Below are 26,739 nucleotides of genomic sequence, written 5' to 3' on the forward strand. Positions count from 1 at the left end.
CCATTGTTGTACTGTGTGTTCACTTTTTATCTATGTAATAGGAGTTATGTCACAGCCCCTTTTTTGCTAATTGCTTGTTTTTCCCTTACTTTACTTCATTCTTTGGCTGTTCACCATTCAAGATGCTCATCACGTCATCAAGAGCAATGTCGACCATGTTTTCGACGGCGACGTTGGTGTAAAAGGCAATGTGTGGTGTCAGAATGACATTGTCCATCTTATTGAGCTCGTCCACCAACGGCAGCTGATCAGCAATGCCTTCTTTGGAATGGTCTTGGGCAAAGATGGCGGCTTCGCCTTCGACTGTATCCAGGGCGACGGCCTGAATTTCGTGCTGCTTCAGTGCAGCTACTAGGTCTTTAGTCACGACGACTGGACCCCGGCTGGCATTGACCAGCGAGGCTGTTGGCTTCATCAAAGCGAAGTCCTTAGCCGTCATCAAGCCCTTGGAAGTGGGGTTGAGGTCGACGTGCAGGGTGACCACGTCAGACCGCTTTAGCAGTTCTTCTTTGGAAACGTACTGGACGATCCCGTCGAGATCGGTCCGTGGCTTGACGTCGTAACCGAGGACGGTGGCATTTAAGGCATGGAGCAACTTAGCGAGTGTGCCACCGATCCGGCCTACACCGATGATACCGATAGTGGCAGAGTGAATTTCCTTGGATTGGAGACCATGCCAACTGAAGTCATTGCGGGCAACTTGGTGATCGAAAGCGTAGGTGTGACGCAGCATCCGGAAAATTTGCATCAAAGCAAATTCGGCCACGCTCCGTGGAGAATATGCGGGAACGTTGGTTACCGTCAGACCGTGCTTGTGGGCAGCCTCCAGGTCAATCGTGTCGACCCCGGCAGTCCGTGTCGTCAGTTGCTTAATACCGTTTTGTTCCAAGACACCGTAGACGTCATCACTGACCTTGCCACGCTGCTGAATGACAACGCCATCGTTGCCTGGCACCAGGTCGAGGGCGTCATTGATTAACTTAGGTGTCGTATTAATCGTGATGTGGTGTTGCTCAGCATAATCATGGATAGCCGCCTGTTCATCGTCACGGACGCTAGTCATTAAAATACTAGTCAAAATAAGACCTCCTTAGTCCTTCAGCAACTTCGTAATCCGTTTAACACTTTCTTGGATGTTGTCCATGCTGGCAGCGTAGCTGATCCGCAGGTGACCCTTACCACCGGCACCGAAGAAGGAACCAGGGGTCGTGGCAACGTGAGCTTCCTTGGCCAGTTTAGTAGCAAAAGCGACATCGTCCTGGTTTTGGTCAGCCGGGATCTTGGCGAAGATGTAGAAGGCACCGGTTGGTTTAGTGACACCAAAACCAAGTTTCTGCAATGCCGGAGCGAGGTAATCACGACGCCGCTTGTATTCTTCACGCATGTCAGCGGTAGCCTGACGACCAGCCTTGGTGTCCATTCCGGCTGCAGCAGCGGCCATCGATGGATCGGCAGCGGCGGTAACGTCGAGGCTGTGGGCTAAGAAGGCTGGCTTGACCAGGTCTGCCGGGCCGGCCATCACACCGATCCGGTAACCGGTCATAGCACTGGACTTGGAAACACCGTTGAGGACGATGGTTTGGTCAGGAATGTACTTAGCGATGGAAGTGTGCTTGCCGTCATAAACCAATTCGGAGTAAATTTCGTCGGCTATGACCAGGACGTCGGTGCCCTTCAGGACATCGGCTAAGGCCTTAATCTGGTCATCCGTGTAGGTAACACCGGTTGGGTTTGATGGGTAGTTCAGGACCAGAGCCTTAACCTTGTCGCCGTACTTATCCAGGGCAGCCTGCAGTTTTTCTGGCGTCAGGATGAAACCATCATCGCTGGTGTCGAGTTCAACAGCCTTGCCACCGAAGAACTGGGCAACAGCCATGTACATCGGGAAGGTCGGTGTTGGGATCAGGAAGACGTCGCCAGGGTTAGCGTAACCGCCGATGGCAGTGAAAATTCCTTCGCTGGCACCGATCGTGATGGCAATTTCGCTGTCGGGATCATAATCCAAACCATAACGGTCCTTCAGGAAGTGGCTGGCAGCGACCCGCATTTTTTCGGAACCGACAGCCGGAGCGTAGTGAGAATCATTGTTGTTAATGGCGTCGATGGCAGCCTTCTTCATGGCGTCTGGAACGTTGAAGTCGGGTTCACCAATGGTTAACTTAATGATGTTTGGAATAGAACTGCACTGGGCGTCAAATTCACGGATACCGGTTGGTTGAACGGACTTAATGTTTTGGTTGAAACGAGCAGCAACTGATGGTTTTGCTTTTGACATCAGAAAAACTTCCTTTCAGAATCATAAAACAGGCAACAAAAAACCGGGTGACTGAGACAAATTCAGCACCCGGGTCGATTTCAGTTATATTTGGTGAAATGCTCCCGGATGAATAGCGTCCGAAAGCCACACGAAAAGGGACTAACGGAACGTAGGCGCTAGCCACCAATAGAAAGAATTCACTTTGTTAATAATCGTGTTCATCTTTTCACCTTCTGTTAATATCATACGCGAATGAAACCGATTTGACAATATAATATTAAAAAATAATTAGAGAGGACTAAGCAGGAAATTAAGAGCAGCGAGTCCCTAATCACGTGCAATCATTTGCCGGCCTCTTTGTCTGGAGCAATTTGTGTTTCAATCTTTAAGTGTTGGCAAACTGCATCATTGACCAACGGCGTGACCGGTCCATTGCTGATCATCGTCAGTTCGTGCATGGCCCGGCTAGCCATCGTGTAGAGAATACCAGTGAAGTCTTTGTCAGGCATGGTCTGCTTGGACACGTCGGGGATGACGACAGCATCGAATTCCAACCCTTTTGCTAAGTAGATTGGCAGAACAGCGATACCATCAGGGAGTTCGCTGTCTTTGTTGCTGAGCAGGTGCGCCGTAATGCCGTGCTGGTGAAGCTGACGGGTCACCGCGTGTGCTTCTTTTGCATCAACGGTCAGGACAGCAACGGTCTGTTGGCCATTGTCGAGTCGACGGAGTTCCTTAGCCATTAGTTCAGCGCTCGCGGAATCACTGTCAGCGACCAACAGGCGTGGTTTGGCACCGTGACGGGTAAAGGAAATGACCCGATCGCCGTCCGGCAAAAGAGCCTTAGCAAAATCGGTGATTTCCGTCGTTGAACGATAGGCCCGTCGCAGGACGATTAAGTTAGGTCGTTTAGCTTCGAGGGCGTTGCCGAGATTTTGCAGCAGGGTTTCCGGCAACTCCAGCGGGTTAAAGAGGGCTTGTTCACTGTCGCCCAGGATGGTAAAGCGGGCCATCGGGAAGGCATGGTGCAGGTAGATCAGCATAGCCGACGAATAGTCCTGCATTTCATCGATAAAGACGTACTGGAGTGCCCGGTTTTGACCACTGCCAGTGATTAGATCACGAAGGTAAAGCAGGGGAGCTGCGTGCATCAACGCTAATTTGTGATATTCCAGCTGTTGGTCATACTGCAGCATCATGTTGGACCACTCGCGTTGACTGATGTTTGAAGGTAAGTCGACCTGTTGCAGGAAGTCACGGTATTGTTCGTAAATATCAATGAAGTAGTTGTTGTAGATGGCATCGGCCACCGGACGCAAACGGTTCTTCGTGTAGCGCCGGGCGATATAGCGCTGGGCCGCTTTTTCGTCCTTGAAATCATCTAAGTGGTGCTTGCCATACAGACGGTGTAGCTGCAGGGTTGTCATGTCATCCATTTCGGCGGCAATCCACTTGCTACCTGATTCCTCTGTCACACGGTGCTGGAGTTCACGGATTAACACGTTTTTGGTGCGCACCAGCCGGTTAGTAATTGTCATCGCAGTCGGCTGCTGAGCGAAGATAGCAGCGATGTGTTTGGCAGAGAAGAATTCGTTGCCGTTAAAGGGGATGCTGATAAACCGCAGAGCAGATTTACCCGCTTGTAAGGATTGGAGGTACTGATGAACCGCACTCATCAGGTTCGGTTGTTCCATCCAGTCGGCAATTGGGTGATTCTGGTCATTGTTGTGTCGTTGTTCATAGCGATCAAAGAGCGATTCAACTTCTAGCCCTTCAAAACGCTTGCTTAAGAAACCAGCGAGGGTCACTTGACGCATGTTCCGTTCGCCCAGGCTTGGCAGGACGTCCGCGATGTAACGGGAGAAGAGCAGGTTAGGACTAAAGAGGACAATTTGGTCCGCATTCAGTGACTCACGAGAGTGATAGAGCAGGTAGGCAATCCGTTGCAGAATGGCGGAAGTTTTACCGGAACCGGCCACCCCTTGAACTAGTAAGAGGTCGCTCTTGGTATCACGAATAATATCGTTTTGCTCATGCTGGATGGTGGCGACGATGTTGTGCATCTGCCGGTCGTCGTGTTCACTGAGGGCCTGTTTTAGCATTTCATCGCCGACGAGTTCGTTGGTGTCAAACATGTGGGTGATTTTGCCGTGTTGGATGGTGAATTGACGCTTCTTAATTAGTGTTGTTTGTCTAGTGCCCGACGGGGTGTCATAGCTGCAAGGACCAAGGGTACCGTTGTAGTAGACGGCGGAAATCGGAGCCCGCCAGTCATAGACCAAAAAGTCCGTTTCGTCTTCGTTCATCAGGGAAGCCGTCCCGATGTAAAGCGAATCCGCAGATTTTTCACCAGGATCTTGGATGTCAATCCGTCCGAAATATGGGGCCTGTTGAAGCTGTTTCAGTGTCCGCAATTGCCGTTTCAAAATGGCTTCGTTTTCGACAGCTTGGTTAACCAGCCGCCGCTGTTGTTCGATCATCGCCCGTGATTCAGCAATATCATCGACTTCGTAACGGTTGATCGAGGCGTTTTCGCCATAGTTCTTTTCGACCGCCCGGGTTTCGTGGTGGGCATCAGCCAGCATTTTCTCTGTCTTTTTGATGCGCTTGTTGATCGTCGCCAAGACCATGTCGACCCGTTTTTGTTCACGAACTGAAACTTGAAAGCACGAAAACTAGCCGGAGCTGCGTCAGCTTCGGCTTTTCTCAGCCTAAATTAGACTTTTAGATGCCAGTATTCAATGCTTTTTGGATCGTTATTGGCAACTGAGCTATGAATCGATTAATGATGTTATCAATGTGATCAGTTAGGCTGAGCTCAGCTCGACCCAGTTCATGAAATAAGTAGACCAATGCGTCCATAAAACGAATATCTGGCAGTGCTTGATTCATAATGTAAAAGAGTCCACCAATTGTGCGATCATCAGTATTAAGTCGTTCTTGCCAAGCCAATAAGTCATAAGTAATCATGGTGACGGCAATATAACCACATTGACCGTCGTAACTTTGAATTTGTGATCGATTAAGAGCTAAATACTGCTTAGCAGCTTTGAAATAGGTCTCAATTTGCCAGCGGCGTCCGTACAATTGAATGATTTCTTCTGGCCGCATAGCTAAGTTAGTGGTCGCTAAAACTAGGTAGTCCTGACGGTGCCCCTTTTTGGATACAAAAACCACTTTTAGCGGAAACTGATGGCCATGATATTGGGCTTGAATGACACTGCTGTAAAGATAGTGATGCCGACAATTCATTTTAGAAGCTGCTAAACGTTGATAAAGACCCTTAATGCTATAGTGACGACCACGATATCGATAATAGACTTTTGCGCTGCGTTTGAGCATACCCACACCAAAAAGCTGAAGCTGAGCGAGTTGCCAAAACATCTTCGGCGAACTGTACCAAGAATCAAAAAGGACGTATTTAGCTGACACGCCTAGTGTTTGCGCTTGTCTAATCAATTCTAGAGCCACTTGGTTCATTGGGCGTTGAGCTTGAGCCCTTCTTTGACCGGCAATTTGACGTTGGTCAGTAATCTGCGCTAAGCATCCAATCAGATTAGCAGGCTGGTGAGTTGACATTAAAGCAAAATTAATAGGCAAAAAAGTATTACCATCACTCCAACCGAGAGTTAAGCCACGGTAACCATTTACATACTCGTGCTTATCGTGGTCATAGGTCTTGGCTAATAATTCAGTCTTTTGGGACCAACGACGTGCTAACAGAGTATCATCAAGCACTAATGCCAAACGACGTCGACCATCAATAAACGGGGTTAAGATGCGAATTAATTGAATCGCTACTAAACAGACTAATTTCTGCCAGTTAATACGGCCATCATTCAAAACATTCCGTGCCGTTCTTGGGGTAAAATGGCAATCTGGATGAGCACGATTGATCGAAAGACGCTCAAAATGAGCTGTCATTAACCAAGCTACGATCATTTTCAATGAACATAATGAGTGACGCTTAAAATTCACCCTGTGAGTTAGCTTAGCTAGACCAATTAGGCTTAAGAAGTGAGAAATAATGTTTTGAGAATCGTTTTCAGTACTGAAATGGTTTATAATTTGCATAGCGCAAGACTCTTTTCTACTTTGATTTTGACACTTAAAGTATAGCGTAAGAGTTCTTGCGTTTTTTATTTTTTTCGTCCAAAAGCCCTGAACCACAATGATTTCATTGCAATTCAGGGCTTTCAAGTTTCAGTTCACGAATTAGTTCTGCTTGATCGTTTGCCACGTCATTTTCCCTCCCTAAATTTGCTGAACTATTGTAGCACAGAAGCAGTCAAATGACTTCCCGAAAGCTTTCCGGTTTGCCAATGCAAAAAAATCGCTCAAATGCTTGTCTTATCCAGTGTGCAACGATGGTAAAAATGGTAATATTGATGTGAGTTTTTTAAATCAACAAATATAGCGGAGGCATTAACGATGAAAAACCTCGCAATTGTTGACTTGGGATCGAATTCTGCACGGATGGCAGTTAACGAAATTTTCCCGGACGGACGTTTCCGGGAAATTAAGCGTGTTAAGGAAAATGCACGGCTGTCAGAAGGGATGGGACGCGAAAAAATTTTGCAACCGGCCGCCATGGACCGGGTTATGTCCGCCCTTCACCGCTTTAAAAAAATTTATGAGCAATACCCGGGAGTCGAAGTCCGGGCAATTACGACGGCAGCAGTCCGTCAAGCGCGTAACCGTCAGGAATTCTTGGACCGGGTCAAAAAAGAAACGGGCATTGAATTACGGGTTCTATCAGGTAAAAAAGAAGCATATTACGACTATTTGGGGGTTATTCGCACCCTCAAACTCAACCACTGTCTGATCTTAGACGTCGGGGGAGCTAGTTGTGAATTGATTCTCGTTGAACACCGGCGGGCTAGTCATTTGATTTCGGTACCGATTGGCGCCGTCAACTTATCAGAACAGTTCCAGCTAGGCGGGTACGTCCGGGCTAACGACCTCTTTCGGGCCGAGGCGTCCGTCAGTCAGCGCTTCAACAAAATCCCGTGGCTGCACTATGCGACGCGGGTCCCAATCGTCCTGTTGGGTGGTGCCAACCGTACTTTGGCGCGGATGAGTCAGGCCCATCGTCAACTTCACCACCGTTCTATTCACGGTTATAAATTGACCTCGCGGGTGGTTTTTGCTACTTATCGCGAGTTGCTTAGCCGTAACTTGCGGCAACGCAAGCATATGTTGGGACTTGAGACCGACCGGGCAGACATCATTATCGGTGGAATGCTGCCCTTGGTGATCTTGCTGATGCGCAACCGCGACGGCCGGGTAATCTTCTCGGAGAGTGGCGTCCGTGAAGGGATCATCACCGAATACATTCAGATGAGGCAACACCATGAACAATAATTGGCAACACGGTTTTTACCGGCGCTCTACTCAAGAACGCCAGGAGATCATCAGCCGACAGCTGCACTTGGATAATGACCATCAACGATTGATGGCTGATCACGCGACATCATTGGGTAACCAGCTGATTGAAAATTATCTGACCGACTACCAGCTACCGGAAGGGGTGGCAGTCGGTTTGGTCGTCAATGGACGTGACTACACCGTGCCGATGGTAGTGGAAGAACCGTCGGTGATTGCTGCGGCTAGCAACGGTGCTCAACGGGTAGCCCGTTCTGGCGGTTTCACGGCATCAAATGAAGAACGAATGATGATCGGTCAGGTGGTTTTCAAAGATGTCGATGATCCGGCAGAGCTGAAAAAATGGGTTCATGCTAATTACCAGAGAATTCTCAGTACTGCTAATGCCGCGCACCCGTCCATGCAAAAACGCGGTGGCGGCGCCAAGGGTTTGCGTTTGCGTGAGGAACCACCGTTCGTCAGCTTGGATCTCCAAATCGACGTCTGCGAAGCGATGGGCGCTAACTGTGTCAACACGATGGCCGAAGCAGCGGCTGAGCTAATGCGCCAACATGGTTGGGAAGTCAGTGCGGCCATCCTCTCTAACCTGGCAACGGAGAGCTGCCAAACCGTAACGGCAAGGGTTGACTTTGACAATCTCGGTGGTCACGGCTTCAGTGGTGCCGAGACGGCTCAGGGCATTGCAGACCTGAGCACCCTGGCTCAGGTTGATCCGTACCGGGCAGCTACCCATAATAAGGGGATTATGAACGGCATCGACGCCGTGATGATTGCTGCCGGCAATGACTGGCGGGCCATCGAAAGCGGTGCTCACGCCTATGCTGCGCGCAATGGTCAGTATCGTGGCCTCAGCACTTGGCAAATCGAAGGGCAACAATTAGTTGGCCGGATGACTTTGCCGATGCCGACGGGGGTGGTCGGCGGTTCCATCGGTTTGAACCCGCAGACCAGGATGAATTACCAAATCAGTGGCATCCAAACTGCTCAGCAGTTAGCTCAAGTGGCAGCTAGCGTGGGTTTAGCGCAAAACTTAGCTGCGTTACGGGCGCTGGCGACTAATGGTATCCAAGCGGGACACATGAAACTGCAGTACCGTTCGCTGGCTTTAAGCGTCGGGGCCACTCCCAAAGAAGCACCGCTAGTGGCTGCTCAGCTGGCTAAAATTGAACATCCCGACAAACAACAAGCAAAAGAGATTTTATCGAAAATACGAAAGGATTGATCAGATGAGTGAAGAAGAGGCAATCAAATTAAACGACGATACTCAGGAGCTGCTGGATGAGGTCAACCGCCTCTACCCAACCCACGTTTTCGTTCAGTTTCACGGTAAAAAATCAGGCTATGTTCGCCATGACCAAGCAGAACAGAAGGATTTACCGGGTGGGTTATTCATTATCGTAACCGACTTAACAGAACCTAACTACACGGCAAGTCACGAACTGTTACACCTGCTGATGGTCCTCCGCGGCTTTCCGGAAATTTTCTTCGAACTGTCACTGGGCAGCAAAGAATTAAACGAACAGATGATGATCATGGCAACCGACTTGTACAACGTCATTGCCCACCGGGTGGTTGTCAGTGAACAGCGCAAACACAACCTAATTAACGAACGGATCGAGCAGGAGTACATGAAGGGAATTCTCCACACCCTGACCGATGAGGGCAAAAAGGATGATGAAGAACGGACCCTGCGCCTGCTGACAATTTTGGACGCCTTGGTCTTCTATGGCGATCACCTGCCACAATACGAGGGCCAATTGCAAGAACACTACCCAGAAGCCTTGGCAGCAGCCAAGAAACTGTATGCAAAGATTACTGAAAAGCCAGTTGATTCGCCATTTGGGATGCGCCGGATGGTTGTCAAACTTTTCCGCATCTTTGATGAACAGATGGAAGATTGGGGCCTGCCAAAGTTAAACAATAACGAGTACACGACCCTGTCCCCAGTTTTGTCCAAACGTCAACTGCGGTTAAACGTGGACCAGATTTATGATATCTACCACTCGGGGATGACTTCTCGGGAGACGGGGCGGAAAGCCTACGTTGGTTTAGCTAAGGGTGACCACCAAAATTCCTTTGTCATCTCAGCTCCGAAGGGTGACTATTCATCAAATGACATGCTGAAGTTCTACCACGAACCGGTAGAAACGTTGTTGAAGTACCTGAACGTACCGTACATTGTAAGGGAGTAATCAGATGGAAGAAGAAATTCAACAGCTATTCGATCAAGCTCAACACATTGTCTTTTTGACCGGGGCAGGTGTTTCAACTGCTTCGGGGATTCCAGATTTCCGTTCAGCTAACGGTTTATACACGAAGAACAAAAATGCTGAATACTACCTGAGTCACCGCTTCTTTACGAGTGATCCCGATGGCTTTTACCAGTACTGCAAGGAAAACCTGTACTTCCCAGACGCAAAGCCCAACGTTATTCACGAAAAGCAAGCAGCTTTAACGCAACAGGACCGGGCAACCGTCATCACCCAAAACATCGACAACCTATACGAACGTGCTAACACCAAACACTTGGTAGATTTCCATGGTAACCTCTACCACGTCTACTGTGAAAAGTGTGGCAAGGATGTCGACTGGCACGACTACTTGAAGAACCGGATTCACCAAGGCTGCGGTGGCCCGCTGCGTCCAGACATCGTTCTCTACGATGAGGGCATTAAGCAAGACAGCATCAGTCGGTCATTAGCTGCTCTGCAGGCAGCCGACCTCGTTGTGATCGTCGGTACTTCGATGGTGGTTTACCCGTTTGCTGGTTTGCTCGATTACGCGAACCCCCAAGCCAAGATCTTGGCCGTTAACCAGCAAAAGCTGAATCTGCCGGTTAAATTCACGATGATTCAGGATGACGCTGTGAAGTTCTTCGATGAATTACAAGTGAAGCCGCAATAAATTTATAAAAAAGCAAGGATGTTAAACAATCTTTGCTTTTTTTAAAATAAAATTTCATACTTTTTGGCTAAAATAAATTGCAAACTCACTTGTGGAGCAGAGGGGGAATTGAAAATGAAAAAGAAGAAGCGTGGTTGGCTGATTGCGCTTGTCGTGGTCATTGTCATCGTAGTGGCTGCGGCAGGCGGACTCTATGCTCATCACCAGGCCATCGTTCGCCAACAACAGCGGCAACAGCGCAATGCGCAGATGTCCACTAGCCACTTTATCAAGGCTGTTGCACCTGCTGCTCAAAAAGAACAGAAACGAACCGGCATTCCGGCAAGCATCATCATTGCTCAGGCTGGTTTGGAATCCGAATGGGGACGCAGTTCGCTAGCCCGGAAGTATAACAACCTCTTCGGTGTTAAGGCCACGAATAAGCGCCACCGGGTGAAACTGCTGACTACTGAATACCTTAACGGCAAGAAGAAGCACGTAAAGGTTTACTTTGCTACTTACAGTAGCTGGTCTGAATCGATTAAACAGCACACGAAGCTGCTGTTAGAAGGGACGACGGATAATCCAAATCGTTACCAGAACGTTACCAAGGCAAAGAATTACAAGGAAGCCGCTCGTGATTTGCAACAAGATGGCTATGCGACCGATCCGGACTACGCCAATAAGTTGATCAATGCGATCAAGAAGTTTAACTTAAACCAATATGACAAGTAAGAATAAGACTCAGTTGAGCGTATCAGACGTACAACTGGGTCTTTTCTTAATGGTGTAGAATAGGGGCATAAAGTTTGAGGAAGGGGATGAACATGGTGAAAGTGACACTTGGGCTGACCACCTGGAGTGAGCACCCGGCCTTTATCGATGGTGCGAGCCGACCGGTTCGGCTGAGTGAATACGCCCAGTACTTGCCGACCGTTGAAGTAGACACTGCTTTCTATGCGATTCCCCGGCAGTCGACGGTCATCAAGTGGCTGGGTGAGGTGCCATCGTCGTTTCAGTTCATCATCAAGGCCCACCGGGCAATGACTAAGCATCTCACTGGTTTTTCTGACCAGGAACCGCCACTGGCTGATATCTTTGCCCAGTACCGGGAAGCCATCGCTCCACTAGTTGCCGCCGGTCAGCTCAAAGCGGTGCTCTTTCAGTTCCCACCGTATTTCACGGCGATGCCAGATAATATTGACTATTTACAGACGGTTCGCCGTTTGATGGGGCAGCTACCGGTAGCGGTCGAGTTTCGTCACGTCAGCTGGCTGGCACACGGGGTTGCGGGACCGACTGCTGCCTTTTGTCGCGACATGGATTTTACCTTAGTTGCGGCGGATGAGCCCCACACAACGGCGACGAGCGTGCCATTTTACTTGCGCACCACTAATCCCAACTTGGCGATGATTCGCTTGCATGGCCGCAATGTTGAAGGCTGGAACCATCCCGGTAAGGAATGGCGGAGCCGGCGCACACTTTACCGTTATTCCCAGCATGAGTTAACGGGATTGAGTAAGTTGATTCACAAGCTGGAGCCACAACCAAAGGAACTGACGGTGATTTTCAATAATAACTCAGCCAAGGATGCCGCACCGAACGCCCTACAGCTGCAGAAAATTATGGGCCTGCACTTTGAAGGACTGAACCGGCGCCCGCCGAAACAGCTGTCACTATTTTGATACGATACGGTCCTGCTTATGAAAAAAAGAATGTATTAACAGCAGGATTTGTTATACTAGTTTTAATTATGAGTTTTTAATGAAAGAGGGGCCTCATATGGCTGAACAAAAACCAACTTTTTACATTACTACACCAATCTACTACCCATCGGGCAAGCTGCATATCGGGAATTCATATACGACCGTTGCTTGTGACGCGATGGCACGGTACAAACGTCTGAGCGGCTTCGACGTCTTTTTCCTGACCGGGACCGATGAACACGGTCTGAAGATCGAACAAAAGGCTGAAGAACTGGGCATGAAGCCAAAGGAATACGTCGACAAGATGGCTGCCCAGATCAAAAAGCTGTGGAAACTCTTGGATATTTCTAATGATAAGTTCATTCGCACGACCGATGATTACCACGAAAAGGCTGTTCAGAAGATTTTTGAAAAACTGCTGAAGCAGGGTGACATCTACAAAGGTGAATACACTGGTTGGTATTCAGTCGACGATGAAGAGTACTTTACCGATAGCCAATTGGCCGAAGTTTACCGTGATAAGGACGGTAACGTTATCGGCGGAAAGGCTCCATCTGGTCACGAAGTCAAGCTGGTCAAAGAAGAATCATACTTCTTTAAGATGAGCAAGTATGCTGACTGGTTGATGAACTATTACAAGGAACACCCAGATTTCATCGAACCACATTCACGGATGAACGAAATGATCAACAACTTCTTAAAGCCGGGACTGGAAGACCTGTCCGTTTCCCGGACTTCATTCAACTGGGGTGTGAAGGTACCATCTGATCCGAAGCACGTGGTTTACGTTTGGATCGATGCGCTGTCTAACTATATTACTGCCCTCGGTTACGGCAGCGACGACGACTCTCTCTTCAAGAAGTACTGGCCAGCTGACATCCACATGGTCGGTAAGGAAATCGTGCGTTTCCACACCATCTACTGGCCAATCATCCTTCATGCACTGGGTCTGCCATTGCCGAAGCACGTTATCGGTCACGGCTGGTTAACGATGAAGGACGGCAAGATGTCCAAGTCCAAGGGTAATGTTATTTACCCAGAAACCCTGGTCGATCGTTATGGCCTGGACGCTACCCGTTACTACTTGCTACGGGCAATGCCATTTGGCAATGATGGTGTCTTCAGTCCAGAAGACTTCGTGGACAAGGTAAACTTTGACCTCGCTAACGACCTCGGCAACCTCTTAAACCGGACCATTGCCATGATCAACAAGTACCAGGACGGCAAGCTGAATGGCAACCCGTCTGCGACTACCGATTATGATGATGACCTGCGCCAGACTGCAGCTAACAGCATTAAGAACTACCGCACTTACATGGATAAGACGCGTTTTGCCGACGCTTTAGCTGCCGTTTGGGAACTGGTATCACGGGCTAATAAGTATATCGACGAAACCGAACCATGGCAGTTGGCCAAGGACGACAGCAAGGCTGATGAACTCAGTGACGTCCTGACTAACCTGGCCAAGAGTTTGCGGGTAATTGCCTCATTGTTACAGCCAATCATGACCCACACCCATTCAGCCATGATGAAGCAACTCGGCTTGAGCGACGCTCCCGTAACGATCAACGACTTGCAATTTGACGACTTCCCAGCTTCCGTCACGGTCGTTAAGAAGGGAACACCACTCTTCCCACGTCGTGACAACAAGGAAGAAGTCGAATTCCTGAAGAGCAAGATGAGCAAGAATACCAAGGCAAAGGGTCGTAAGGTGATGGAAGAAGCTAAGCAGGCTGCCCGTGACAAGGAAGCTGAAGCCAATGGTGGCAAGAAGCAGATCCGGATCGAAGCCTTCGATAAGGTTGAACTGATGGTCGCTACCATCACGGAAGCTGGTCACGTCAAGAACGCCGACAAGTTACTGAAATTCCACATGGATGACGGTTCTGCCACCGGCCGGCAGATTCTGTCCGGAATTGCTAAATGGTATCCAGACCCATCCGTCTTGGTTGGCAAGAAGGTTCTGATCGTTGCTAACTTGAAGCCGCGGAAGATGCGTGGCGAGGTCAGTCAAGGGATGCTGCTGTCATCAGAACATGATGGTAAGGTCCAGGTTGTCACGGTACCAGAGAATCTAGTTCCGGGGTCCCACGTTGAGTAAGGGCTTCGACTATCAGGCAGCGATCAGTCCCGTGCGGCCGGTGATGAAAATTTATGATTCTCACACCCACCTCAATGACGACGCCTTCTACGATGATGTTCCGGCCTGGATTAACCGGGCTGAACACTTGGGCGTCGTGGAGATGAACATGGTTGGTTCTAACGAGAAGTTAAACGTGCGGGCACTGCGCCTGGCACATGACTATCCCCAGCTCCATGCCATCATCGGTTGGCACCCGGAAGATTCTAAGAACTATGACCAAGCGACCCAGGATCAGTTGATCGCGGATCTGCATCGTCCTGAGGTGGTAGGACTGGGAGAAATTGGCCTGGATTACCACTGGGATAGTTCGCCCCGTGAAGTTCAGCAACGCGTATTTGCCGAGCAACTCGATATTGCCCGGGAAATGAAGATGCCAATTTCCGTGCATTGCCGGGATGCCCTGGCTGATTGCTACCGCCTGCTGAAGGAAGCCCATGTGGGTGACTTTGGCGGGGTGATGCACAGCTTCAATGGTGGTCCCCAGTGGCTGCACAAATTTCTCGGCCTGGGGATGCAAGTGTCATACAGTGGTGTGTCAACTTTCCATAACGCCGAAGATGTGCAGGCTTCCGTCAAGGAGACGCCACTGGATCGGCTGTTGGTCGAAACCGACGCGCCTTACCTGACACCGGAACCTTACCGGGGTCAGCGCAATGAGCCGGCTTATACCCGCTATGTCGTCATGGGTGTCGCTAAATTGAAGAATTGTCAACCGGAGGAAGTTGCACAAGCTAGCTTCCGTAACGCAAAAGAATTGTTTCCGGTGAGGGAGCAGAATGAAGAAGATTAAAGAAGTCATCGTTGTCGAAGGCAAAGATGATACGAAGCAAATTCAAAAAGCTGTCAACGCCGACACCTACGAAACGCGGGGGTCGGCCTTGTCGGCTGTCGACCTCAAACGCTTGAAAAAATTACAGCAACGGCGGGGATTGATTGTTTTTACCGATCCTGATTTTAATGGTGAACGGCTGCGTAAAATGATTAGTCAGGCTGTCCCAGGAGTGAAGCACGCCTTCATTCGTCGTGACCAGGGGGTGCCAACGGAGGCTCACGGGAGTCTCGGTGTTGAACACGCTAGTCCTGAGACAATCCGCCAGGCTTTGGCTAACGTCTACACGGAAGAAACGAAAACTGAGAAACCGTTGTTCACCTATGGCGACCTGGCGCGTGCCGATCTTGTCAACGGGCCGACTTCGCGTCGTCGTCGGGAACGCTTGGGACAAATCTTAGGAATCGGCTATGGCAACGGTAAGCAGTTTTTACACCGTCTCAACCTCTTCCGGGTAAGTCGCGATGACTTTACTCGGGCACTAGCACAAATCGATGGGGAGGACCAGCATGACTGAAGCAATCGGTAATTTGAAGCGTACCCGGGCCATTATGAAGAAGTATGGTCTGCGTGCTAAAAAGGGCTATGGCCAAAATTTCTTGACCGATGCCCACGTTTTACAACGGATTGTGGACGCTGCCGGAATTTGTAACCATGATAACGTAATTGAGATCGGTCCTGGCCTTGGAGCATTGACCGAACAACTGGCCAAGCGTGCGGGGCAGGTGCTCGCCCTTGAAATCGATGAATCGCTGATTCCGGTGTTGAAGGATGTCTTGGCAGAATACCACAACGTCACTATTAAAGAACAGGACGTGATGAAGGCCAACCTTCAGCAACTGGTTAGTGACGAGTTCGATGATCCCAGCAAACCGGTTAAAGTCGTGGCCAACTTGCCTTACTACATCACCAGCCCAATCCTGATCAATCTGCTTTCCTCTTCAGTTCCATGGGCTGCTATCTGTGTCATGATGCAGCGGGAAGTGGCCGATCGTTTGACGGCGGTTCCGGGAACCAAAGCCTACGGAACGTTGACGGTGGCGGTCCAATCCCAGATGGATGCTCAACTGGCATTTGGCGTGTCGCGGCACTCGTTTGTTCCACAACCAAATGTTGATTCGGCGATTGTTCTATTAAAGCCACGCAAGGAAAATCTGCAACCGCAGCCAGTGTCCAATAAACTGTTTTCACGCGTTGTCCGTGGCTGTTTTGCTCATCGTCGCAAGAGCTTGCGCAACAACCTGCGCAGTTTGCTGGGCAAGAAAACGGACTTCCTTCCGGTATTGACGCAGTTAGGCATTGACCCGCAGATACGGCCGGAGCAACTGACAATTGCCCAGTTCAGCGAATTAACGAATGCCTTGGCAGATGCTGAACTAATTAAATAAAAATGAACCGGAGCCGTGGATAAATCGACCATAGCTCCGGCTTTTCTGTGTTTTGCAAGGGAATTTCATCTTCCTGAGTTGAAAGCGAAGGCAGGCACTTAGTATAATTAACTAAAACTACGAGAGGGGGCCAACAAATTGATAATCCACGAAAAAGCACCGGCCAAGATCAACTTGGCGTTGGATACGCCGATGCGCTATTTGGATGGCCTCCCGAAATGGGATATGGTGATGGCTTCGGTGGATTTAGCCGATTACGTGACGGTAGAAACTCACGATCGCCCGCAGACGATTAAGGTCTATACCGATAGCTGCTATTTGCCGAACGACCAACGCAACCTGGCCTTTCAGGCAGCCCATATCCTCAAGTCACGCTTTCATATTGCTGAAGGGGTGACGATCAAGATCCGCAAACACATTCCGGTGGCTGCGGGTCTCGGCGGTGGATCGAGTGATGCAGCTGCGGTCTTGCGGGCCCTCAATAATGTTTGGCGCCTTGGTTTACGCCAAAATGAATTGGCTCAGTTGTCGCTGTCGATCGATTCGGACGTTCCTTACTGTGTCTACGGGACGACCGCACGGGTGACAGGTCACGGTGAACGGGTGGAGGTCTTACCATCTTTTCCTCATTACTGGGCCGTGATTGCCAAACAAAAGATCAGTGTCTCAACACCATCCATCTTGCGGCAGATCAACTACGAAGAGCTGCATCACTTGCAAACAGATGCGCTCGTGGAAGCTATTCGTCAAGGTGATTGGCCGGAAACATTCCATTACATGGGTAATGTCTTGGAACCGTTGACGGCCGCGGAATTTCCCCAGATCAAGCGTATTAAGCAGCAGATGATCAAACTGGGTGCCGATGCCGCGCAGATGAGCGGGACTGGACCGACAATGTTTGCTTTATGTCACAACGAATCACGGGCCCGCCGTATCGAAAACGGCTTGCGGGGCTTTTGCCGTGAAGTTTATCGGATTATGTTGCTATAACTGAACGAAAGCGCGGCGCTACCACCATCGTTGGCGGTGACGACTGGCGCTTTTTTCATGAGGGAGTGCCTTTTGAAAAATCGAAAATTCTTTATTGGTGTCACAACTTTAATAGCTATCCTTGCCATAATTTTGCTTTTGATGGTGACCGACTGGCAACCGCGCCGCCAAGCGTCACGTCCCATTCGGGTGGTTACTAGCCTCAATTTTTATGGTGAAACTGCTCGGGCGGTGGCCGGTAAATACGGTCACGTGACTTCGATCATCAACGGAACGGCTGTCGACCCTCACGATTATCAGCCGTCGTCGTCACAAGCGGAAAAAGTTGCTAGAGCCAACGTCGTGATCGTCAATGGCTTAGGTTATGACCAGTGGCTGAGTCAGCTAGTGGCAGGCAACGACGAAAAGCAGACGGTGGTCAACGTAGCTCAACAGGTAGCAGGCAAAAAGGCTGGGGCCAACGAACATGTTTGGTACCGGCCATCAACGATGCCCCAGCTAGCGGATTTGTTAGCTCGCCGTTACGCCAAATTAGATCCATCACACGCCCATTATTACTATCGACGAGCACGGTTGTATCGCCATTCGCTCGCTAGCCTAAAGCATCAAATTAAGCGGGCACACGCTAATGCCCAACGTTCTTCGCAAAAGCAGGTTGACGTAACAGAACCGGTTTTTGACTATGCCCTGGACCACATGGGTTATCAGATTAATGACCGTCATTTTGCCAAGGCCATCGAAGACGGTAATGATCCTTCGCCGGCTGACATCAAAAATTTGCGGGATGATTTACGGAACCACCGGGTAGCCTTTCTAGTGGAAAATGTCCAGACAAGCGACCGGATGATCACTAATTTAGTGCGATTAGCAAAGCAAGAAGGCGTCCCGGTGGTCAAGGTCAGCGAAGCTCAACCGGCTAACGAAGACTATGTTCAGTGGATGAGCCGACAGTATCGTCAATTAATCAAAATTCAAACGGAGGGGAACAACCATCTCAATCATTGATGTGGACAATTTAACACTACGTTATGGTCACCGCACAATTGTCAGTGATCTGAGTTTTGCCATTACCGAGGGTGATTTCCTGGTCCTGATTGGTGAAAATGGGGTTGGCAAGACAACACTTGTCAGGGCTTTGCTAGGATTAAAAAAGCCTGCAGAAGGGGAAATTCACCGTCAAGTCGGTTTGCAGATTGGTTATGTACCACAATTTCGCAACCTCGATGCGGAATACCCCCTCTCGGTAGCCGACTTTGTGGCCCTTAATTTGCCACGAACGATTCGACCGTGGATCAACCGGAAAGAACGGCAACAACTCCACAAAATCTTAGATGCGACGTCACTGACGGAAATTGCTGATCGACCGATGGGACTGGCATCTGGCGGTGAAAAACAACGGGCTTACTTAGCGCAAGCCTTGCTCAACGATCCTCAACTGCTGATCATGGATGAATCAACTGCGAGTTTGGATAATGATATGAAATTTGACTTGCTCGACCTGGTAGCTAAATTTCAGCAGAACAACCTTAGCGTCTTATTCGTTACCCACGACTGGGAATTAGCAAAACGCTACGGAACCCGCTATCTCCACCTGGAACGCGGCGGACGTTTCAGCCAGGGACCGATCAATGAATTACCGAGTGAGCTGGAGGAGGATGACTGATGTTTACCTTAAGCTTTATGCGACATGCTTTCGTGGCCAGCACCATGATTGCCATGGTGAGTGGCGTCATCGGCGTCTTTGTCGTTGCCCGCAACATGTCATTCTTGACCCATACTTTGTCGGAAATCGGCTTTGCCGGGGCGGCTTTTGCTACCTTTGCGGGCTGGTCGCCGCTATCGGGGATGTTGCTCTTTACGATGCTGAGCTCCGTTTTAGTTGGACAATTTAGTAGTGACGAGTCGCGTCGTGAATCGGTCATCAGCGCGGTCTCGGCGTTATTTATCGGTTTGGGGATTCTCTTCTTGTCATTGAGCAACCAGAGTGCCAGTTCGGCGACGAGCATTCTTTTTGGTAGCGTCGTTGGGATCAGCTTAGCTGAAGTTCACCAGCTGATCATCCTTTCACTGATAGTTTTGGGCATAGTCATGTTGATATATCGCTGGCTGAAATTTGACTCCTTCGATGCTATCGGCGCCCGGGTGAACGGGGTCAGTGCAACAGCTATTTCGATTATCTTTTTGCTGCTATTGGCCTTGTCAGTCAGTGTTGCCGCCCAGATCGTGGGTTCATTGTTGATTTTTATTCTGCTGACTTTGCCGGCCGCAAGTGCGAAATACTTTACGCACGGGGTTGCGAAGATGATGCTGGTTGCCGTTCTTTTTGCTTTAATCGGCACCTGGTTAGGTCTCTATCTTGGTTATTTGACGAATTGGCCAGTCAGTTTCTTCATTGCAGCGATTGAAGTTGCCATTTATGTGTCAGCATTGTGGTACCGCCACCAAGACAAAGAATAATTGCGATTTTGTGAGGGTTAGTAGTAAAAGACGAACGTTTATGTTATGATAAGGCGGTGATTGTTCATATATTCGGAAAAAGAGGTAAGAAGATGAAAGTTCGACGCAGTAATCGCTTAGTGGACATGACGCATTACTTGATGGAGCATCCGCGTAAGCTGGTGTCTCTCAAGTTTTTTGGTGAACGCTTTGATTCTGCTAAGTCATCGATTAGTGAAGATTTAAGCATTATCCGGCGGACCTTTGCGGAAAACGGAATTGGTCGGTTGGAAACCTTACCGGGTGCTTCTGGTGGGGCACGTTACACGCCGATGTATTCCAAGGAGAATGCCGAAAAGTTGATCACTCAGCTTGTAGCCGCCGTTGCAGATGACAGTCGCTTGCTGCCAGGCGGTTATGTTTACCTGTCTGATTTGCTGGGTCGGCCAGATATCTTGCGGGCCGTTGGGCAGTTGATTGCCACCCAGTATGTTGATACGGACGTGGACGTAGTGATGACTGTTGAAACCAAAGGAATTCCGATTGCCCAGAGTGTCGCTATGTATCTTAACCGGCCGTTTGTGATTGTCCGCAATAGTTCACACATTACGGAGGGGTCGACGGTCAGCGTTAACTACGTATCTGGTTCTTCCCAGCGCATCAAGAAGATGGAATTATCGCGGCGGACACTCTCGGCTGGTGCTAACGTGGTGGTAGTCGATGACTTCATGAAGGGTGGTGGCACCCTGAATGGCATGTGTTCGTTAATTAAAGAATTCGGTGCTCATTTGACTGGGATGACGGTCTTTGCGGAAGGTCAGTTTGATGGTCAGCGCTTAGTGGATGATTGCACATCGCTGATTAAGGTGCATACGCCGGAGACAAATGGTAAAACGCTAGTAGCAGAACCTGGTAGTTACATGACAACAGTATTTGATTAGGAAGAAGAGAAAATAAATGGCTAACAGAAATGCAATTGTATTAGCAGCTGGTAAGGGTACACGGATGAAGTCCAAGTTGTACAAGGTGCTTCACCAAGTTTGTGGTAAGACAATGGTTGAGCACGTTGTTAACCAATTGTCTAAAGCTAATATTGATAACATTGTAACGGTTGTAGGATTTGGTGCTGATACCGTTAAACAAACTTTGGGTTCACGGACCAGTTTTGCTTTACAGCAACAACAGCTCGGAACTGGTCATGCCGTCATGCAGACCAAAGATTTGCTGGGCGATGCCGAAGGGGAAACCTTGGTTGTCAGCGGGGACACGCCACTATTCACGGCTGAGACCTTTAACCACCTCTTTGAATACCACGAACAACGTCATGCGGCAGCTACTATTCTGACTTCGGTTGCACCAGATCCTACTGGTTATGGCCGGATTGTCCGCAATGATGTGGGGATCGTTGAGCGGATCGTGGAACAAAAGGATGCCACTAAAGAAGAACAAGCTATTAAGGAAATTAACACTGGTGTTTACTGCTTTGACAACGCTAAATTGTTCGAAGCTCTGAAGAAGATCAACAATGATAACGCCCAAGGTGAATACTACTTGACCGACGTCATCGCCATTCTGAAGCAACAGGGCGAAGTCGTCACCGCATATCGTGACAATGACTTTAATGAGACAATGGGTGTTAATGATCGTGTGGCTTTGGCTCGTGCCAACAAGATTATGCAGGCCCGGATCAACAAGCATTTGATGCAACAGGGTGTTTCCATGATTGACCCATCAACTACTTACATCGATGCTGATGTTAAGATTGGCCAGGATACAGTTATCGAAGGTGGCGTTGTTATCAAGGGCAACACGACAATCGGTAGCGATTGCTTTATCGGTTCTGGCTCCCGGATTATTGACACCACAATTCATGATGGTGTAAAGGTTATTTCATCAACCCTTGAATCATCTGAAATGCACACGGGCAGCGACATTGGTCCTAACAGTCACTTGCGTCCAAATGCAGAAATTGGTAAGAACGTCCACATTGGGAACTTCTGTGAAGTGAAGAAGGCCTACATTGGCGACGGTACTAAGGTTGGTCACCTGACTTACATTGGGAATGCAACCCTGGGCAAAAACATCAATGTTGGCTGTGGTGTTGTCTTCGTTAACTACGATGGTTCTAAAAAGCACCATACCAACGTCGGTGATCATGCCTTCATCGGTAGCAATTCCAACTTAGTGGCACCAGTCAACATTGCAGCAGACTCGTTTATTGCCGCAGGTTCGACGATTACCGATTCAACTGAACGTTTTGACATGGCCATTGCTCGTCAACGCCAGACCAATAAACCGAACTACGCTAAAAAACTTCCATGGTAGACATTGCTTTTTCGCTCGTTTATCCCTATCATTAGAGCTGTAGGCTTATGATTTTCTTTTGGAGGACCCGATGAAACAACGATACTTTGATGACCGTCTCAAGATTTTTGCGTTGAATTCCAACCGTCCCTTGGCTCAAAAAATTGCCGATGCCGTGGGGGTTCAGCTCGGCAAGGTTTCTGTGGACCGTTTTAGTGATGGTGAAATTCAGATTAACATTGAGGAGAGTATTCGTGGTGACAATGTTTACGTCATCCAATCCACGTCAGCACCAGTCAATGACAATCTGATGGAATTGCTGATCATGATCGACGCCCTGCGCCGTGCATCAGCACATTCGATCAATGTTGTGATGCCTTACTATGGCTATGCACGTCAGGATCGGAAGACCCGTTCACGTGAACCAATTACAGCTAAGTTAGTAGCCAACATGATTCAAAATGCTGGTGCTGACCGGGTTGTAGCTCTTGACCTGCATGCTGCCCAAATTCAAGGCTTCTTTGATATTCCAGTGGACCACCTGATGGGGGCACCACTGCTAGCTGATTACTTTATCGACCAGGGCGTGGCAAAGGACGCTGTGGTTATTTCACCAGACCACGGTGGTGTTACCCGTGCTCGTCGTCTTGCCGAATTCCTGAAGGCACCGATTGCTATTATCGACAAACGGCGTCCGAAAGCTAATGTTGCTCAAATTATGAACATCATCGGTGACGTTAAGGGTAAGAAATGTATCATGCTAGATGACATGATCGATACTGCTGGTACAATTACACTCGGCGCTCAGGCTTTAATTGACCAGGGTGCTCGTGAAGTTTATGCTGCGGCTACGCATGCAGTCTTCTCTGGTCCAGCGATCGAACGGCTCGACAAGTCACCATTGAAGGAAGTTGTCGTTACCGACTCGATCCAGTTGCCAAAAGAAAAGCAATTGCCAAAGATCAAGCAAGTGTCAGTTGGACCACTGTTGGGTTCAGCTATTAAGCGGATCAATGAGAACCGGCCGGTTAGCCCGCTTTTTAAGAACCGCTTTACGCAGATGTCGGATTAAAATTGAGCTGAAAAATTGGAAGCGCGGACTGACTCGTAAGAGAGCCCGTGGCGTAACCTAGACCAAGGGCTGGCATTGAAAATGTCGGCCCTTTGTTCGTAGTTAGGCACTAGGGTTCTGAGTCAGGTAGCACGTTATCGTTTGTGCATTGTAATGGCTCTTTTTCGCAATATAGGAAGTGCGGACCGACTCTTAAGAGAGCCCACATATCAATCTAACAACGGGAGTTGGCAAGGCCAGCTCCCGTTATTTTGTTAACTTATTAAGATCCCTTAATAATTAGTCTTTCGCAAGCGCCTCCATGATAAAATATAGCTAAGCAAAGGGGGAGCGGATAATGAAGATGAAATTACATCAACGCCTGTTAGCAGGGGCCTTAGTAATTGCTTTGACTTTAACGGCAACTGCTTGTGGCAAGCAGGCCCAGTCTGTTAGTTCGACTTCGAGTAGTCAGACTAAAACGAGCGCGGCAAGCCCATCTGCTAAGGCGTACCGCGACGCCAAAAAGTTAATTAAAGAGGGACGTTACCAAACGGCTATGGATCGTTTGAATGACGTTGCTAATCCGTCTCAGCGGGTGCAAAATTTAAAGGGTGACCTGCAGAGTTATTTAAAGGCCCAGAAGGCTTACGATGGTCATGATTATCAGGGAGCTGTGTCAGCACTGAATAATCGGCAATCTAATAACCAACGTCTTAATTCAGCCATGGACACTTTGTCAGCACGAGCATCCGGAGCTGCCAATGGTGGCCAGGTGGCAACAAGTAATAGTTCTCAGACAACGCCAAAAAATACAAAAGCTAACAGCTCTTCCAGCAGCAGTTCTTCGCAAAGTTCTCAAGTGTCGGAAGATCAAGCAGTGGTGGATTTTGCCACGAAGATGGGCTTTACTGGCAGTGATTACCAAATTATTACCCAGTCTTCTAGTGGACAGAATTTCCACTTTGAGGTACGGCGTAATAACTCAGACAACACCGTGGCTAATATGGTTGGCATTTACTCGTACAACAGCCAAACGGGTACAGTAAGCAAGATTAGTTAGAATTACATTTATAAACATAAAAGCAGGACCAGAATTTTCGTTCTAGCCCTGCTTTTTCGATTGTTTAAGATTAATTCAACGCATATTTTTTAATGGCTGCCGCCACACCGTCGTGATTATTGTCAGTGGTGACTTCATCGGCTGCATCCAGGACGTCGGGAATGGAATTGGCCATCGCTACTCCAAGACCGGCTGACTTGATCATCGAAAGGTCATTACCACCGTTGCCGAGGGCCATCGTTTCGTTCTGCTTAATGCCTAGCTTTTTGCTCAGCTCCATGAGCGCGTTGCCCTTGTTAGCTTGGGGGTTGATAAATTCGATGAAGTACTCTTCACTGCGAATGATGTGGAATTTATGTTTAAAATCTTCAGGGATCAACGGGGTTACGCGGTCCAGCTCTTCCTTATGTCCGTCGATCATCAATTTGTAGATAGTTAGCTGGTTGCGCATCTTCATCAACTGATCCATGCTGCGGTAATGAAGTCCTAAGTTGGCCAGGTAAGCTTCATGGACGGTATAGTGGTTGATATCTTGATTAGGGGTATAAGCGTCTGCGGCTGTGTCGATGTGTCCCTGGACCCCAACTTTTCTGATAAACAGTTCCCAATCGAGGAAATCCTCAAAATGCAATGTGTAATCGGCAAGTGGCTTGCCACTAGTAGTTTGGGCACTTGCCCCGTTGAAACAGATAACGTATTGGTCATCACGATCGTCTAAGCTCAGCGTTTGGAGATAAGGACGAACACCTGTCATCGGTCGTCCTGTGCAGAGAACTACTTTGATACCAGCTTGAGTAGCAGCGTTGATGGCTGCTTTGACGCCGGGAGTAATTTCGTGCTGGTCGTTGTTGAGGGTTTGGTCGATATCGATTGCGATCATCTTAATTGCCATTGTTAGTGATCCTTTCTGGGATTGACGAGTTGATTATTTTGCAAATAGGATTGAAATTCATCATAAAGCGGTTGGAATAGTTCATCACCCTGGTTGCTAAGCATTTCGCGTGGGAAGAAGAAACGTTGGTCTCCTGCTTCTTTGCCGGATACGCTAGCCACTAAAGTGGAGACTTGGGTCAGCTCAATTTCGGTGCCATCCGGCTGACGTAATTCAATTTGCGTCTGCGGTGCCGAAGCCTGGGGATGGTACGTGTCATATGGCAACTTGTAGCTAGAATTGACAGCAGTGTAGTATTGGCTATCAAAGCCCGCACGGGTTGTGATTTGCCGTAACCGTGGTAAGAGCTTTGCGGTTTGGCTGTCGTATTCTACGGACTTGAATGGTCGCCGGTCTAAAAAGCGGTGGGCGAGATCACGCAAAATATCATCGTGAGCCGTTTTCCAGTGAGTAAAGTACGTTGTTAGCGAACCGTCATCCAGTGCCAGGTAATCCTGAAGGCTGAAGTGACCGGTAAAGAACGGCATCAACAGGTGGGGTGTAAATTCAGGCTCAGCCATCCGGGGATGCTGGTAGAGGTACTTTGCTCGCATCAGTAAGTGATCCAAAATGACTTCCATCGACCGGGTGACGGGATGAAAGTAAACCTGGAGATACATCTGCAGGCGGCTGATAATGTAATCTTCAACGGCGTGCATGCCAGACATTGAGAAGGCAATTCCGTTCTTCGTTGGTTGCATGACTCGCAAAACCCGGTCCAAGTCGAATTTTCCATAATTTGTTCCCGTGTAGTAAGCATCGCGTTGGAGGTAGTCCATTCGGTCAGCGTCGACCTGACTGGAAATCATTTGAACCACTTGTTTATTAGGATAGGTGTGATCGATCACACTGGCCACTTTTTGGGGGAAGTCCTTACCACACCGTCTCAGAATGTGGTTGACGTTAGTTTGCGGACTGGTAATCAGTTGCCGGGTAATAGCTTCGTGGTCCGTCTTAAAAATGTGTTCGAACGTATGGGAAAACGGACCGTGGCCCAAGTCGTGAAGCAGGGCGGCACACAGGGCAACTGGCCGTTCACGGTCATCCCACAAGCCATCACCAGGATGCTGTGTTGGATAATTGCGCTGAAATTGGTTGCACATACGGCGAGCAATTTCGTAGACGCCTAGGCAGTGACCAAAGCGGGAGTGTTCGGCCCCGTGGAAGACGAGGGAAGTCGTCCCTAACTGTTTGACCCGGCGTAAACGCTGAAATTCAGGGGTATCGATGAGGTCCAGAATGACCTGGTTGTCTACCGTGATCGTTCCGTGAATGGGATCTCGAAAAACTTTCTCGCGTGTTAAGCGTTCATCAGAAAAACTCATTTGAATCCTCGCTTGCTTAAGTTGATATCTTATATTATATCAAGTATT

At 48.9% G+C, this 26,739-nt stretch carries 23 protein-coding genes and 1 pseudogene; 18 read left to right on the top strand and 6 right to left on the bottom strand.

Annotated elements, in window-relative coordinates; all coding sequences use genetic code 11:
* Positions 1-85: 85 nt before the first annotated feature.
* From AB3114_RS06555 to AB3114_RS06570, 4 genes and pseudogenes are all read right to left on the bottom strand, one after another.
* The gene (locus tag AB3114_RS06555; RefSeq protein ID WP_367342466.1) at positions 86-1,078 is read right to left on the bottom strand and encodes an NAD(P)-dependent oxidoreductase; all 993 of its coding nucleotides are present in this window, start codon (positions 1,076-1,078) and stop codon (positions 86-88) included.
* 12 nt (positions 1,079-1,090) lie between these two features.
* Positions 1,091-2,275 carry an aminotransferase class I/II-fold pyridoxal phosphate-dependent enzyme gene (locus AB3114_RS06560; RefSeq protein WP_367342467.1) on the bottom strand — a complete coding sequence of 395 codons (1,185 nt, stop codon included), beginning with the start codon at positions 2,273-2,275 and terminating at the stop codon, positions 1,091-1,093.
* A gap of 323 nt (positions 2,276-2,598) precedes the next feature.
* A pseudogene (helD, locus tag AB3114_RS06565) lies at positions 2,599-4,905 on the bottom strand (RNA polymerase recycling motor HelD); the annotation flags it as partial.
* A gap of 76 nt (positions 4,906-4,981) precedes the next feature.
* A complete protein-coding gene (locus AB3114_RS06570) occupies positions 4,982-6,331 on the bottom strand; it encodes a transposase (protein WP_169490189.1) in 1,350 nt (449 codons plus the stop codon).
* A 357-nt stretch (positions 6,332-6,688) separates the two neighbouring features.
* Here AB3114_RS06570 and AB3114_RS06575 point away from each other — a divergent pair, with 357 nt between their 5' ends.
* The 18 genes from AB3114_RS06575 to AB3114_RS06660 all read left to right on the top strand — a co-directional run bounded on the left by AB3114_RS06575 (position 6,689) and on the right by AB3114_RS06660 (position 24,435).
* Positions 6,689-7,621, top strand: coding sequence for an exopolyphosphatase (locus tag AB3114_RS06575; protein WP_367342468.1), 933 nt, complete (start codon positions 6,689-6,691; stop codon positions 7,619-7,621).
* The gene (locus AB3114_RS06580; RefSeq protein ID WP_367342469.1) at positions 7,611-8,864 is read left to right on the top strand and encodes a hydroxymethylglutaryl-CoA reductase, degradative; all 1,254 of its coding nucleotides are present in this window, start codon (positions 7,611-7,613) and stop codon (positions 8,862-8,864) included. The genes AB3114_RS06575 and AB3114_RS06580 overlap by 11 nt, the downstream gene beginning before the upstream one ends.
* Before the next feature lie 4 nt (positions 8,865-8,868).
* Complete coding sequence (locus tag AB3114_RS06585) at positions 8,869-9,834, top strand: IpaB/EvcA family protein (protein WP_367342470.1); 966 nt, start codon at positions 8,869-8,871, stop codon at positions 9,832-9,834.
* Between the two features lie 4 nt (positions 9,835-9,838).
* On the top strand, positions 9,839-10,546 hold the full coding sequence (locus AB3114_RS06590) for an NAD-dependent protein deacylase (RefSeq protein WP_367342471.1): 708 nt from the start codon (positions 9,839-9,841) through the stop codon (positions 10,544-10,546).
* Between the two features lie 114 nt (positions 10,547-10,660).
* A complete protein-coding gene (locus AB3114_RS06595; RefSeq protein ID WP_367342472.1) occupies positions 10,661-11,260 on the top strand; it encodes a glycoside hydrolase family 73 protein in 600 nt (199 codons plus the stop codon).
* A 95-nt stretch (positions 11,261-11,355) separates the two neighbouring features.
* Entirely contained in the window at positions 11,356-12,210 is an 855-nt protein-coding gene (locus AB3114_RS06600; RefSeq protein WP_367342579.1) for a DUF72 domain-containing protein, read from the top strand.
* Positions 12,211-12,307: 97 nt separating this feature from the next.
* Positions 12,308-14,332 (top strand): methionine--tRNA ligase, encoded by a 2,025-nt coding sequence (gene metG / locus AB3114_RS06605; RefSeq protein WP_367342473.1) that lies wholly within the window; start codon positions 12,308-12,310, stop codon positions 14,330-14,332.
* Positions 14,333-14,375: 43 nt separating this feature from the next.
* Entirely contained in the window at positions 14,376-15,164 is a 789-nt protein-coding gene (locus AB3114_RS06610; protein WP_367342580.1) for a TatD family hydrolase, read from the top strand.
* Positions 15,151-15,720 carry a ribonuclease M5 gene (rnmV, locus tag AB3114_RS06615; protein ID WP_367342474.1) on the top strand — a complete coding sequence of 190 codons (570 nt, stop codon included), beginning with the start codon at positions 15,151-15,153 and terminating at the stop codon, positions 15,718-15,720. Before AB3114_RS06610 ends, rnmV begins: the two co-directional genes overlap by 14 nt.
* Positions 15,713-16,591 carry a 16S rRNA (adenine(1518)-N(6)/adenine(1519)-N(6))-dimethyltransferase RsmA gene (rsmA, locus tag AB3114_RS06620; protein ID WP_367342475.1) on the top strand — a complete coding sequence of 293 codons (879 nt, stop codon included), beginning with the start codon at positions 15,713-15,715 and terminating at the stop codon, positions 16,589-16,591. The genes rnmV and rsmA overlap by 8 nt, the downstream gene beginning before the upstream one ends.
* Positions 16,592-16,729: 138 nt before the next feature.
* Positions 16,730-17,581 carry a 4-(cytidine 5'-diphospho)-2-C-methyl-D-erythritol kinase gene (ispE, locus tag AB3114_RS06625; protein WP_367342476.1) on the top strand — a complete coding sequence of 284 codons (852 nt, stop codon included), beginning with the start codon at positions 16,730-16,732 and terminating at the stop codon, positions 17,579-17,581.
* A 72-nt stretch (positions 17,582-17,653) separates the two neighbouring features.
* A complete protein-coding gene (locus AB3114_RS06630; RefSeq protein ID WP_367342477.1) occupies positions 17,654-18,586 on the top strand; it encodes a zinc ABC transporter substrate-binding protein in 933 nt (310 codons plus the stop codon).
* Positions 18,573-19,244, top strand: coding sequence for a metal ABC transporter ATP-binding protein (locus AB3114_RS06635; RefSeq protein WP_367342581.1), 672 nt, complete (start codon positions 18,573-18,575; stop codon positions 19,242-19,244). The genes AB3114_RS06630 and AB3114_RS06635 overlap by 14 nt, the downstream gene beginning before the upstream one ends.
* Complete coding sequence (locus AB3114_RS06640) at positions 19,244-20,038, top strand: metal ABC transporter permease (RefSeq protein ID WP_367342478.1); 795 nt, start codon at positions 19,244-19,246, stop codon at positions 20,036-20,038. Before AB3114_RS06635 ends, AB3114_RS06640 begins: the two co-directional genes overlap by 1 nt.
* A 92-nt stretch (positions 20,039-20,130) precedes the next feature.
* Positions 20,131-20,958, top strand: coding sequence for a pur operon repressor (purR, locus tag AB3114_RS06645; RefSeq protein WP_367342479.1), 828 nt, complete (start codon positions 20,131-20,133; stop codon positions 20,956-20,958).
* Positions 20,959-20,974: 16 nt separating this feature from the next.
* On the top strand, positions 20,975-22,342 hold the full coding sequence (gene glmU / locus AB3114_RS06650) for a bifunctional UDP-N-acetylglucosamine diphosphorylase/glucosamine-1-phosphate N-acetyltransferase GlmU (protein ID WP_367342480.1): 1,368 nt from the start codon (positions 20,975-20,977) through the stop codon (positions 22,340-22,342).
* A 70-nt stretch (positions 22,343-22,412) separates the two neighbouring features.
* Positions 22,413-23,393 carry a ribose-phosphate diphosphokinase gene (locus AB3114_RS06655; RefSeq protein WP_367342481.1) on the top strand — a complete coding sequence of 327 codons (981 nt, stop codon included), beginning with the start codon at positions 22,413-22,415 and terminating at the stop codon, positions 23,391-23,393.
* Between the two features lie 337 nt (positions 23,394-23,730).
* Positions 23,731-24,435: a hypothetical protein gene (locus AB3114_RS06660; protein WP_367342482.1), complete on the top strand. Its 705-nt coding sequence runs from the start codon at positions 23,731-23,733 to the stop codon at positions 24,433-24,435.
* Positions 24,436-24,505: 70 nt separating this feature from the next.
* Here the strand turns inward: AB3114_RS06660 and AB3114_RS06665 are convergent, their stop codons facing one another.
* Complete coding sequence (locus AB3114_RS06665; RefSeq protein WP_367342483.1) at positions 24,506-25,327, bottom strand: Cof-type HAD-IIB family hydrolase; 822 nt, start codon at positions 25,325-25,327, stop codon at positions 24,506-24,508.
* A 2-nt stretch (positions 25,328-25,329) separates the two neighbouring features.
* Entirely contained in the window at positions 25,330-26,691 is a 1,362-nt protein-coding gene (locus AB3114_RS06670) for an HD domain-containing protein (RefSeq protein ID WP_367342484.1), read from the bottom strand.
* Between the last annotated feature and the right edge of the window lie 48 nt (positions 26,692-26,739).

Source organism: Limosilactobacillus sp. (assembly GCF_040772465.1).
Lineage (GTDB): Bacteria > Bacillota > Bacilli > Lactobacillales > Lactobacillaceae > Limosilactobacillus.